This is a genomic window from Gluconacetobacter sacchari (assembly GCF_014174255.1).
Classification (GTDB): Bacteria; Pseudomonadota; Alphaproteobacteria; order Acetobacterales; family Acetobacteraceae; genus Gluconacetobacter; species Gluconacetobacter sacchari.
In genome coordinates this window covers 1-12,564 of sequence record NZ_JABEQJ010000010.1, presented here as the reverse complement: position 1 = coordinate 12,564, position 12,564 = coordinate 1, and the positions used below count along the sequence as shown (strand labels likewise).

Here is a 12,564-nt window from a genome sequence, read left to right as displayed (position 1 = left end):
CTATCCGTGGTCCAGATGTCGCGATTCTTCAAGCATCAGTTTCTTGAGCGCGTAGACCATGTCCAGCGCGCCGCGTGGCGTCAAGGCGTCCGGATCGAGCTGGTCGAGCATCTGGCGCACCGCTTCGGGGATCTCGGGCCCGGCGGTATCGGCGGCTTCGGGCCGCGCCGGCGGGTCGGCGGGAGCGAAGAGCGGGAGGGGGCGGGCGCCGACCGCGCGTTCCTTTTCCAGGCCGGTCAGGAGCCGCGCCGCACGGCGGACGACGGGCTCCGGCACCCCCGCCAGCCGGGCGACATGCACCCCCCAGCTTCGGCGGGCCGCCCCCGGCACGACCTCGTGCTGGAACACCACCTGGCCCTTCCATTCGCGCACGCTCATGGTGTGGGGGGACAGGCGGGGGAGACTCTCGGCCAGTTCGGCCAGCTCATGGAAATGGGTTGCGAAAATCGAGCGGCACCGCAACGTGGAATGCATGGCTTCCAGCACCGCCCAGGCGATGGCCAGGCCGTCCAGCGTCGCGGTGCCGCGGCCGATTTCGTCCACCACCACCAGCGAGCGCGGGCCGGCCAGGTTGAGGATCGCCGCCGTCTCGGTCATTTCGACCATGAAGGTCGAGCGGCCGCGCGCCAGGTCGTCCGACGCGCCGACGCGCGAGAACAGGCGGTCGACGATGCCGATCCGCGCGGCCTTGGCCGGAACCGGCAGGCCGGCCTGCGCCAGGATCACGGCCAGCGCGTTCTGGCGCAGGAAGGTCGATTTGCCGGCCATGTTCGGCCCGGTCAGCAGCATGACGCGCTGGGCCGGGTCCAGCACGCAATCGTTGGGGGTGAAGCGCTCGCTGCGTGGCAGCGCGGCCTCGACCACCGGGTGGCGGCAGGCCGTGAGAGCGAAGGCGGCGTCGTCGGTGATGTCCGGCCGGCACCACAGGCCGCCGGCCGCGAGGTCGGCGCAGGATTGCAGTACGTCCAGCACCGCCAGTGCCTGGGCGATGGCGGGGACCGCCGGCTCGGCCAGGATGTCGCGCACCAGAGTGGCGAAGATGGCGCGCTCACGCGTGCCGGCGCGTTCGCCGGCCTCGGCGATGCGGCGGTCCAGGGTGATCAGTTCGTCGGTCGCGAAGCGCGCGGCGCTGGCGGTGCCCTGGCGCAGGATCAGGTCGGTGCGGTCGCGCACCCGGGCCGCCGCGGCGGTGGGGATTTCGATGACGTAGCCGAGCTGCGCGTGATGGCGGACCTTGAGGCTGGCGACGCCGAATTGCTGCGCGTAGTCGTTCTGCAATCCGGCGATGATGCGCCGGCTGTCGTCGCGCAGCCCGCGTTCGGCATCCAGTTCGGGATCGAAGCCCGCCGCGATCACGCCGCCATCCTCGACCCGTGCGGGCAGGGAATCGGCCAGGGCGTGCTTCAGCCGCTCTTCCAGCGCCGTGCCGCCGCCCAGGTGGCGCATCGCGTCCGCGATCGGGGCGGGTGGCGCCGCGCGGCCATCGGCCAGGGCGGCGGCGATGCGCCGGGCGATGGACAGGCCGTCGCGCACCGCCGCCGCGTCGCGCGGCAGGCCACGGCCCAGCGACAGGCGGGCCAGGGCGCGGGCGATGTCGGGCGTGCCGCGCAGCCCCTGGCGCAGGGCCGCGCGGACGCCGCCCTCGTCGATCAGCCACGACCATCCGTCCTGGCGGGCGGCGATCGGGGCGCAGCGGGTCAGCGGGGCGGCGATCCATTCCGCCAGCAGGCGGCTGCCCGGCGCGGTGACGGTGCGGCCGACGCTGGCCAGCAGCGTATGCTCGGTGCTGCCGTCGCGGGTGCGCAGCAGGTCGAGGCTGGCGCGGGTGGCGGGGTCGAGGCCCAGGATGCCCCCGTTTTCATGGGCGTGGGGGTGGGCGAGGCGCGGCATCTGCCCGGCCTGGCTGCGGCGGACGTAATCGAGCGCCATCGCGGCGGCGACCGCTTCCTCGTCGGAAAAGGTGCCGAAGGCGTCCAGGTTGGCGACCTGGAAGGTTTCGGCTACCCGGCGGCGTGCCGTCGCGGCGGCGGGGACGGTGGCCTGCGGCGCGCGACGGGCATCGAAATCGCCCAGCTCCACCCCGGCGGCGGCCAGGATCTCGGCCGGGTCCAGGCGGCCCAGCAGGTCCATCAGCCCGTCGGGCGGGACCGATGCGGTCTCGAACGCGCCGGTCGAGATGTCGATCCAGGCGACGCCCCAGCCACGGGTTGACGGGGCGCGGCCGGCGCCTGCCGCTACCGCCACCAGCAGGTTCTGGCGGCCGGCTTCCAGCAGTTCGTCCTCGGTCAGGGTGCCGGGGGTGACCAGGCGCACCACCGCGCGCGCCAGCGGGCCCTTGGCGACGCCCTTGCCGGGCTTGCGCGGCGGCTCGGTCTGCTCGGCCACCGCGACGCGGAACCCCCGGCGGATCAGCCTTGCCAGGTAGGCCGAGGCGGCCGCCACCGGCACGCCGCACATCGGGATCGGCATGTCGCCATGGGTGCCGCGCGTCGTCAGCGCGATGTCCAGCGCCCCGGCCGCCGCTTCGGCGTCGGAGAAGAACATTTCGTAGAAATCGCCCATGCGGAAGAACAGCAGGGCTTCGGGATGTTCGGCTTTCAGGGAAAACCATTGCGCCATGGCGGGGGTGGCGCCGTCCGGGGAAGGGAGCGTCATGCCGGCCTGTGTACAGGCCCCGGGGCTGGTGGGCCAGCCGGGAAATGCGTCGCCGCTCAGGCTGTACGGCTGCGCCGCCGGCCCAGGCGGGCGCGCAGCGTCGTGACGGCGGCGCGGAGCTCCATCACGCCCAGGGTTTGCAGCGCGATGCCGTAGGCCAGCATGCCGGCCGCGACCAGCGCCATCAGCGCCACGATTCGCAGGGGGCCGTGGCGGACGGCCAGGGGCCCCAGGGCCGTCAGGTTCAGCATCAGCAGCGTCGCCGCCATGAACAGGGCCGCGAGCAGCATGCGGGCGACCCGCGAAAGCGTGGCGGGGGCGATGCGCAGCAGGCCCCGGCGGCGCAGCAGGACGGCGAGCGTGGCGACATTGACGATGGCCGCGAGCGCGCTGGCCAGCGGGGGGCCGGCATGGCGCAGCGGATGCATCAGCAGCAGGTTCAGGATGAAATTGAGGGTGAGGGTGAACAGGCCGATCCGCACCGGCGTCGCGGTATCGCCCCTGGCGAAGAAGCCCGGGGCGAGGACCTTGATCAGCACGAAGGCCGGCAGGCCGATGGCGAAGGCGCGCAGCGACTGCGCCGACAGCATGGCGTCGCGTTCGGTGAAGGCGCCGTGCTGGAACAGGGTGGCGATGATCGGGTGGGCCAGGACGATCATGCCCAACGCGGCGGGCAGGGTCAGGACCATCGCGTAGTCGATCGCCCGGTTTTGCGCGCCATGTGCGCCCTCATGGTCCTGGGCCGCGACATGGCGGCTGAGGACCGGCAGCAGGGTGGTGCCGGCGGCCGCCCCCAGCACGCCCAGCGGCAACTGGTTGATGCGGTCGGCGAAATAGATGAACGATACGCTGCCCGGCGGCAGGTACGAGGCGATGATGGTATCGACCAGCAGGTTGATCTGGCTGATGCCGCTGCCCAGGCAGCCGATCGCCATGCGCCGGACCAGGGTGTGGATGCGCGCCGTCAGGCGCGGCGGCAGCAGCATCAGGCGGAAGCCGGCGCGCCTTGCCGCCAGCAGCAGCAGCCCGAGCTGGACGACGCCCGATGCGGTGACGCCCCAGGCGGCGGCCTGGCCGACATTGCCCGTCAGCGGCGCCAGCAGGAGGATCGCGGCGATGCCGACGACGTTGAAGGATACATAGGCCGCAGCAGCGGCCCCGAACCGGTGCAGGCCGTTCAGCACGCCCGACACCAGCGCCGCGGCGCAGATCAGGACCAGGTAGGGAAAGGTGATGCGGCTGAGCGCGACCGCGATATGGAAGCGGTCGCCCTGCATGGGGAAGCCGGCGGCGATCACGCCGACGACCTGGGGCATGAAGAGTTCGCCCAGCACCGCGATCAGCGTCAGCCACGTCAGCAGGACGCTGAAGGTCTCGCTGGCGAAGCGGCGGGCCTGCTCGGGGCCCTCGGTCGTGAGCATGGCGGAGAAGAGCGGCACGAATGCCGTGTTGAGCGCGCCCTCGCCGAACAATTGGCGGAACATGTTGGGCAGGCGGAAGGCGACCTGATAGGCGTCCTGGACCGGGCCGGCCCCCAGGAAGGCCGCCAGAAGCTGGTCGCGCACCAGGCCCAGCACGCGGCTGAGCATGGTCCAGCCGCCGACGGTGAGAAAACCCTTGAGCAAGCGGGACCTCCTGATCTGCCGCGCGCATGATGCATGACCCCGCCGGTCCGGCCCAGCGTGATTCGCGCGGCGCTACGGCGGTTTCAGCGAGGGCGGTCAGTGATCGAGGATCGTGCGCTCGATGGCCAGGCGCATGCGCCGCGATTCGGGCGAGGTCAGGCTGACGAACCAGTTGGCCAGCGTGCCGTCCCGGCCGATCAGGTATTTGTAGAAATTCCAGCGCGGGCGGGCGAGCACGCCGCCCTGCTGGCCCAGCCACTGGAAAAGGGGAATCGCCTCGGGGCCGCGGACGTGGCTGCGCGTGGCCATGGGGAAGGTCACGCTGTAATTGCGGGCGCAGAACGTGGCGATCTGCTCGGCGGAGCCGGGTTCCTGCTGGCCGAAATCGTTCGACGGCACGCCGACCACCGTCAGGCCGCTGCCGCGATAGAACGACCACAGCGCCTGCAAGCCCTCGAACTGGGGGGTGAAGCCGCATTTCGACGCGGTGTTGACGATCAGCACCGGCTTGCCGCGCAGGGCGCCGAGGTCGATCGTGCCGCCTTCCAGGGCCGGCAGGGTAAAGTCGTAAGCGGTCGTCATGGCAGCCGATTCGATCTGTTGCGGTCTGTGGCGAGCCCGTATCCTAAAACAGTTCCCGCCGCCGCACGAGTGGGCATGCCCGGCGCGCTCCGCCGCTCTGGACAGCACGGCGTGCAAGGCACACTCTCGTTACGGTTTTGGATTGGTAGGGTATGCATGGCGGTCCTGCATGGAATTTTCGGGCTGGCCTGCCTGATCGCGCTCGCCGTGGCGTTTTCGGCCGACCGGCGGGGCATCCGGCCCCGGATCGTATTGGCCGCCGTGGCGATGCAGGTGGCGCTGGGGGGGCTGGTCCTGTTCGTGCCGCCGGGACGGCTGGCGCTGCATGCGGTGTCCGGCGCGGTCGATACCGTGCTGGGATACGGCGCGCAGGGCAGCGCCTTCCTGTTCGGCCCGTTGGTCGGCCCGCGCATGGATGCGCTGTTTCCCGGGGGGGGATTCGTCTTCGCGCTGCGGATCCTGCCGCAGATCGCCTATATCTCGGCGTTGATCGCGATCCTGTATTATTATCGCGTCATGCAGCGCCTGGCACGGCTGCTGGGCGGGTTGCTGCGGCGGGTGCTGGGCACCTCGATGATCGAATCCTTTTCCGCCGTCACGACGATCTTCCTCGGCCAGAGCGAGATGCCGGTGGCGCTGCGCCCGTACGTGCCGCTGCTGACGCGCGAGGAACTGTTCGCCGTCATGTGCAGCGGCACCGCCTCGGTCGCGGGCTCGGTGCTGGTGGGGTATGCGGGCCTGGGCGTGCCGATGGATTACCTGCTGGCGGCGTCGGTGATGGCGATTCCGGGCGGCCTGCTGTTCGCCAAGATATTGATGCCGTCGCGCACGCCGACGCGGGTTTCGGGTCTCGACCTGGAATTCGGCCATGAGCATCCGGTCAATGTCTTCGAGGCCATCGCGATCGGCACCGCCAGCGGTGTCGGCGTGGCGGTGGCGGTGGGGGGAATGCTGATTGCCTTTATCGGGCTGATCGCGCTGGCCAATGGGCTGATCCATGGGTTGGGGGGCTGGTTCGGCGTGGGGAATCTGTCGCTGGAGACGATTTTCGGCGTGATCTTTGCCCCGCTGGCGTGGCTGATCGGGGTGCCGTGGCATGAGAGCGGGGTGGTTGGCGCGATCATGGGTCAGAAACTCGTGTTCAACGAGTTCGTGGCCTATGTCGCGCTCGGTCCGCATTTTCATGATGCGACGCTGGACGCGCGCGCGCTGGCGATTGCTTCGTTCGCGCTGTGCGGGTTTGCCAACCTGTCGTCGGTGGGTATCCTGATTGCCGGCTTCGGCAGCATTGCCCCCGAGCGGCGGGGAGAGGTGGCCGGCATGGGGGTGCGGGCGGTGTTTGCCGGGTCGCTGTCGAATTTCGCCAGCGCCACGATTGCCGGCATGTTCGTCGGTTAGTCCAATGTGTCGGTGGGGAGGCTATCGGACGGCCGGCGGCGTTTATGTTGCCGGGAACCCCAGCCAATTGCGAAGTCCGCCGATGATGGATTTGAGGGATAGCCGTCGCGCAGACATATCAGGCGCAGGAAGCGGGCGGTGCGCTCGGCCCGATCTACGATCTCATTCCGCTCCCGGCAGGCGACATAGAGCGCATGATGGATGCGGTCGATCGTGCGATCCCAGGTCCACAGATCGAAATAATCGTAGACCGTCGAGCGCTGCGGCAGATCTTTCTGGACCGCCCGCCACTGGCAGCCGGTCGACAGGACATACATCAATCCGTTGACGACCTCGCGCAGTCGGACGCTCCGTTTGCCGCCCCCGGACGGACGTTAAGAGGTTTTTCGAACCCTCCATCTGCTGGCTCCCTCGCGGACCGGCGCGCCGAAGGGACCGTCCGCGCCCCGAAGGAGAACCTGCTCTGGGTTCGGGTCTTCGAAACCGTCGAGGAGTTCCGGCAGGCCCTGCTGGAATTCCGCGATCCATACAACGAAACCCGGCTCCTCGAACGGCATGGTTTCCTGTCCCCCAATGCCGTGTGCGCCGGGGCTCTTTCCAATGTGGCTCGCGCCGCCTAGGCCCTGACCAACTGTCTCAAACACCGAGGCCGGTACACCAAATGGCCTCCGGGAAGCCCGGGACGCTTCGACTCTCGATTTGGGACGCTGGTGGGAACGTCACTGTGAAGGTTTTAAGAAGATCGGAGAATTTCCTTCCGAAATGCAGGCCGCTGCATTAGCAGACTGGCGTTGATTCATGGGGGAGGCACCTGTGCCCGTCATATTCAGCAATGGTATGTTCGCTCGTTACCTCAGCGGGACCGCATGAGCGAGTGGGTCAGGTCCCAGTCAAGTTGGTCGCTTCTGTTACTCAGGATACAGCGAAGGACAGGGCGCTCCGATGCCGACGATCTGCTGCAATCCGCATTTCTCAAGCTGCTCGAACTCAAGCCTGGCAACATACGCAATGTGGAAGCGTATTTGGTCCGGGCGGCCCAGAATGCAGCATGCGACTCGGTGCGCCGTGAACGAAACGGTCCGATATCCTTTGTCGATGACGAACACATGCAGTCCGTACCCTGCACCGGCCCGACGCCGGTCGAGACAGCCATGTCCCGACAGAGGCTCGACACATTAGCAAGGAGCATACAGGATCTGGACGAACGGACGAAGGAAATTTTCCTGCTTCATCGTATTGAAGGGCTCTCCTATCCGCAAATCGCGGAACGGGTTGGATGCACCGTTAGCAATGTAGAAAAACATATCAGTAAGACCTTGGTCTTGTTGGCAAAAAGACTCCTGGATTAAGACCTATGGCCACTCTTCACGAAACGGCGGCGTACTGGTTCGCGCGGCTCCATGCGCCGGACTTTTCTGAACAGGATCGGCAGAGGTTTACCGCTTGGTACAATGAAACGCCCGCGCAGGCGCAGGCATATGAACTGATTTCCGCAATTTGGCAGGCATCTGAAATCGCGACCTCCCAATCTGGCAGGACTGTGGCGGTCTCTCCGGCTCTTCTGACCCGCAGGGGGGTGCTGGCTGGCGTGTCCGCCCTCATGCTCGGCGCTTTCGCCGTGCTTCCCGACCCTGCCGAAGCGACGATACGCGCTACCAGAACCGGCCAGCAGATGACGTTCGCAGCCTCGCCCTCAATGACCGTTCTGCTGGACAGCGACAGTTCGGTTGCCGTCCATGGGCGCCCCCGCACGCTTGCACTGTTGTACGGACAGATCCAGGTCAATTGCCGTGGGGACGACACGCGTAACGGGATTGATCTGGAACAGTGGCATGCCTGCCTTCCGTCCGGATCGTTCAATATGTTTCGTTCTCCCCTCAAGAACACGCTCACCGTTCTGAGTGGAACAGCGGTTCTGTCCCGCGCGGGCATGGCGTCCCCGTGCGGGCTTCGGGCAGGGGAGCGTGCGACCATCCTTCCCGACGGCCGTCTGTCGATCGACCACCCGCTCATCGACGACGTCATGGCGTGGCGCAGCGGACGCCTGGCTTTCCGCAACACGCCACTGAGCGAGGCGGTGGAGGAAATGAACCGCTATTCGACGACAAAGATTCTGGTTCAGGATTCCGCAGCCAATCTTCGTATCTCCGGATTTTACCATTTCGGGCAAAACGCAGCCTTCGCGCGTCTTCTGGAAAACGTCCTTCCCGTCCGTGCGACTTTCGGCAAGGAGATCACGATCGTTAAGCTTTGATGACAGCGATCATTTTTTACTGAGGTGGAGGGGGCCCCCATTCGTCAGCAAGGAAGACGCCCGATGCGGCGCCATGCTTCGGAGACCTCCTCTCATGCCTTGCTTCAAATCCTGCTTTCCTCCCGCCATGCTGGCGGCGACCTTTCTCGCCGGCGTCGCCGGACAGGCGTTTTCCCAAACGCTGCCTTCGCTGACCCTGCATATCGGCGCGCAGCCTATCTCCACGACGCTGGCCGAACTTTCCCGTATCAGCCATCACGATATACTTTTTTCGGAAACGGCGTTGGAGGGGCGCATGGCCCCCGCATTGAATGGCAGATATACGTTTGACGAGGCGTTGCAGCACCTGACCCAGGGCAGCGGCCTGCGAGTCTCCAGGGACGCCGGCGGTACAGTCGTCATCCGGCCGGACACGGATCCCGCGGCGAAAAAACTATCGAAGCCTCCCGCCAGAAGCGCTCCGGTGCGTGAAGAGGCCATGGTCGTTTTCGGGACGGGTCAGTCCAGGCAGGTTCAGACTCTCTCGCGCAGCGAAATCCGTAAGGCGGCGCCCGGCACGTCGCCTCTGGCCGTCCTTTCCGAACTTCCCGGCGTCAATTTCCAGTCTTCCGATCCTCTGGGAGCGTACGAATGGGCCCAGCAGATCACGATACGCGGTTTCTTCACGGACCAGATCGGCTATACGCTGGACGGAATTCCTTTGGGAAATATGCAGTATCGCAATAATAACGGTCTGGCCATCGGTCGTGCCCTCGAGACCGAGAACAACGGTCCGGCCACCCTGGCCCAGGGCACGGGCGGCCTTGGTACCGCCTCCACCAGCAATTTGGGCGGAACAATTCAGTTCTCGTCCATCGACCCCACGGATCATTATGGCGTGGATGTAGCAGGAACCGTCGGCAGTTCGAACACCTGGCGCGGCTTCATGCGTCTCAACAGTGGCATCCTGCCAGGTGGGGGAAAACTTTATGCCAGCTATGATTATCAGTTCGCGGACAAGTGGAAAGGATGGGGGCAGCAGAAGCAGCAGCAGATCAACTTCAAATATGTTCAGCCGCTCGGCGATTCCGTAAAATCCACGACCTACCTCGATTTCGACGATCGCCGCGAAGACGATTACCTCGATCTCTCGAATAACCTGATCAAACGCTTCGGCTACGACCACGACGATATCAGCAACAACTACAAGCTTGCCGAGCAGATCGCGCGTGCCTATCAGGCGGACCAGGTACTGCCGGCCCCCTATACCTCGCCGGATGATACGTACTATCGCGGCGGCGGCGTTCGACAGGACATGGTCGGCTATGAAAAACTGAATTACCATTTGGTGCCGCATCTGTCCGGTAGCACGACCGTTTACGGTCATTACGACCGGGGACCCGGCACCTGGACTGACCCCTATGATCCCACCCCCGCCACCTTGGGCGGCTCGCCGCTTTCGGTTTCGACGACGGAATACCGGATGCAACGCGAGGGCATCATCACCAGCCTCGGCTATCAGCGCTGGAATCACAAGATTGAAGCCGGCTTCTGGTTTGAAAACAATCTTTTCAGTCAGGCCGCGAAGCTTTACCCCCTTCAGGAGGGTGTTGCGCCATCGGATTTCCAGCGTTTCTACGAAAATCCATTTGACGTGCAGTGGCAATACACCTTCCGCACACATGTTTATCAGTTCCACCTCGAGGATAGCTGGTCGATTACGCCAAAGTTGCGCGTGAACGCCGGGTTCAAATCCCTGGTCTCCAACAGTGCGGTCACGACGGCGCAGAGCAGCAACCCGATCAACGCTTCCATTTCCGCATCCAACGGCTTTCTGCCGCAGGCAGGCGTGCTGTACCGCTTTGACCGGCATCACGAAGTTTTCGCTGACTTCTCGCGAAACATGTCCGCCTACACGGCATCCGCCTCTACCGGTCCCTTTTCGACCACGCAGGCGGGTTTCGCTTATATCCATGACAAGCTGAAGCCGGAAACGACCAATACCGAGGAAATCGGCTACCGTTTCCATAATGACAGCGTCCAGGCGTCGCTGACCGGATATTATGTCGATTTCGAAAATCGTCTTCTGGCTTCTTCCTTGAGTTCCGTGATCGTCGGAAACCAGAATGTCCTCGAAAATGTAGGCAGTGTGACGTCGCGCGGCGTCGAAGCGGCAGCGAACTGGCGCTTTTTCAGAAACTGGTCCCTGTACGGCGCCTGGTCCTATAACGACGCCCACTACAATGACAATATCACCGGCGTCGATGGATCGGTTCTGCATATTGCTGGCAAGCAGGTGGTGGCGGCGCCGCGCAATATCGGCAATTTCAAACTGGCCTATGATGACGGAACGATTTGGGGACAGTTCGGCGGGCAGTATATGAGCCGCCGTTTCTACACCTTTCTGAACGATGCGCCGGTTCCCGGACGCATCCTGTTCAATCTCTCGGCGGGATATCGCTTCCAGCAGCCGGGTTTTCTGCGGGGGCTCGAAGCCCAGGTGAACGTCGTCAACCTGTTCGACAAGGGATATATTTCAAGCATCGGCACCACGGGATTCAAGAACAGCGACCCCAACGGAACGTACCAGACCTTGCAGGCGGGTGCGCCGCGCCAGGCTTTCTTCACGCTCAGGAAGCATTTTTTCTGATCCCGTCCAGTTTTACTGAAAGGGTTGCCCGATCCATGACGTCATTCTCACGCCGCAATATCCTGGGTTCTGGGGGCGCCCTTCTTTCTGGCGCTCTGGCAACGAGCGCCTTCGGACAGGTCCCGTCCGCCAGCACGCAGGAGCCGTTCTCGTTCCTGTTCATTACCGACACGCATCTTCAGCCTGAACTCGATGCGATGAAAGGCTGCCAGATGGCGTTTCGGTCGGCAACCCGCGAGAAGGCGGATTTCGTGTTGCAGGGGGGCGACCATGTCTACGATGCGATGGAAGTTTCCATGCCACGCGCCCGCCGGCTTCTAGACCTGTACGAGATGACGGAACAGGAACTGGGCATGAAGGTTTACCACACCGTCGGAAACCACGACTGCTTCGGTGTCTATGCCAAAAGCGGCGCCTCCGTCCATGACCCCGATTTCGGCAAGAACTTCTTCCGCAAGGCATTCGGCGAGACGTATTATGCGTTTCAACACAAGGGGGTCCATTTTATCGTCCTGGACTCTGTCACCATCACGCCTGATCGCGATTACGAAGGGCGTTTCGACGCACGCCAAGTCGAATGGTTGGGTTCATATCTGCGCACGCTTCCGGCCACGGCGCCCATCATCGTCTGCACTCATATTCCGATGGTGACCGCGTTCTATACCTATGCGGACGAGAGTCCGTCCCTTTTCAAACATCAGGCGCTCAGCACCGTCAACACGCGCGAAATTCTGGCATTGATGGCGGGCCATAACGTATTGGCCGTCTTCCAGGGACATACCCATGTCCTGGAGCAGGTCGAACATAACGGGATCCAATTCATCACCGGCGGTGCCGTCAGCGGAAACTGGTGGCATGGCAGGCACCTTGGAACGCCTGAGGGATACATGGTCGTCCATGTCGAAAACAACGCCATTCGCACGGAATACAAGTCCTTCGGGTTCAAAACCGTGAGCCCCCAAAATACCTACTGACGCTGGGCATTCCGGCATGCACCGAGGAGGCGTGGAGCAAAGGCGCTGGCGACGGAGGTTGAGGATCTGGTTCGACCCGTGCCATGCATCACTCGGACCTGGATCCAGCCGGCGCCGCCAGTGTGCTGGATGTTGACGCGGCCGAATTGGCTGGACAATTTTTTCTATACGCTGGCGATGCTGCCGGTTCGCATGGCGGAAGGACGCTTTTTGCTTGCGGCGAGCCTGCTCGGGGATCCGCTGCACGGCGCGGAGCCGGTCTTATGGTCTCCGTCCGGGCCGGCAGCGAACGGGAGGCGTTCAATGCCGCCAGTTTTATGGGCTGGCTTGAGCTGAGGTGGAGCCGGAAAATCGGACAGGGTGTTAAGCTCATCCCGACCTGAAGGAATGGACGGGAATGAAGACGACGAGAAAGCGCTACAGCGCGGAGTTCAAAGCGAAGGTGGC

8 protein-coding genes and 2 pseudogenes are annotated in these 12,564 nt (G+C 64.5%); 6 read left to right on the top strand and 4 right to left on the bottom strand.

Annotated elements, in window-relative coordinates:
* From mutS to HLH48_RS09155, 3 genes are all read right to left on the bottom strand, one after another.
* On the bottom strand, positions 1-2,655 hold the full coding sequence (gene mutS / locus HLH48_RS09165) for a DNA mismatch repair protein MutS (RefSeq protein WP_182997211.1): 2,655 nt from the start codon (positions 2,653-2,655) through the stop codon (positions 1-3).
* A gap of 56 nt (positions 2,656-2,711) precedes the next feature.
* Positions 2,712-4,280: a murein biosynthesis integral membrane protein MurJ gene (gene murJ / locus HLH48_RS09160; protein WP_182997210.1), complete on the bottom strand. Its 1,569-nt coding sequence runs from the start codon at positions 4,278-4,280 to the stop codon at positions 2,712-2,714.
* Positions 4,281-4,376: 96 nt separating this feature from the next.
* Positions 4,377-4,862, bottom strand: a complete 486-nt coding sequence (locus HLH48_RS09155) for a glutathione peroxidase (protein ID WP_182997209.1) — start codon at positions 4,860-4,862, stop codon at positions 4,377-4,379.
* A 156-nt stretch (positions 4,863-5,018) separates the two neighbouring features.
* Between HLH48_RS09155 and HLH48_RS09150 the strand changes: the two genes are divergently transcribed.
* Positions 5,019-6,260, top strand: coding sequence for a NupC/NupG family nucleoside CNT transporter (locus tag HLH48_RS09150; RefSeq protein ID WP_182997208.1), 1,242 nt, complete (start codon positions 5,019-5,021; stop codon positions 6,258-6,260).
* Positions 6,261-6,430: 170 nt separating this feature from the next.
* On the opposite strand, the pseudogene HLH48_RS23770 reads toward HLH48_RS09150, so the two are convergent.
* Positions 6,431-6,625: pseudogene (locus tag HLH48_RS23770) on the bottom strand (transposase); the annotation flags it as partial.
* A gap of 16 nt (positions 6,626-6,641) precedes the next feature.
* Between HLH48_RS23770 and HLH48_RS23190 the strand changes: the two are divergent.
* The 5 genes and pseudogenes from HLH48_RS23190 to HLH48_RS09125 form a co-directional block, all read left to right on the top strand.
* A pseudogene (locus HLH48_RS23190) lies at positions 6,642-6,880 on the top strand (hypothetical protein); the annotation flags it as partial.
* Between the two features lie 246 nt (positions 6,881-7,126).
* Positions 7,127-7,609 carry an RNA polymerase sigma factor gene (locus tag HLH48_RS09140; RefSeq protein WP_182997207.1) on the top strand — a complete coding sequence of 161 codons (483 nt, stop codon included), beginning with the start codon at positions 7,127-7,129 and terminating at the stop codon, positions 7,607-7,609.
* A gap of 5 nt (positions 7,610-7,614) precedes the next feature.
* Entirely contained in the window at positions 7,615-8,514 is a 900-nt protein-coding gene (locus tag HLH48_RS09135) for a FecR family protein (protein WP_182997206.1), read from the top strand.
* A 94-nt stretch (positions 8,515-8,608) separates the two neighbouring features.
* On the top strand, positions 8,609-11,143 hold the full coding sequence (locus HLH48_RS09130) for a TonB-dependent receptor domain-containing protein (RefSeq protein ID WP_182997205.1): 2,535 nt from the start codon (positions 8,609-8,611) through the stop codon (positions 11,141-11,143).
* Positions 11,144-11,178: 35 nt separating this feature from the next.
* The gene (locus HLH48_RS09125; protein ID WP_182997204.1) at positions 11,179-12,117 is read left to right on the top strand and encodes a metallophosphoesterase family protein; all 939 of its coding nucleotides are present in this window, start codon (positions 11,179-11,181) and stop codon (positions 12,115-12,117) included.
* Positions 12,118-12,564: the final 447 nt, after the last annotated feature.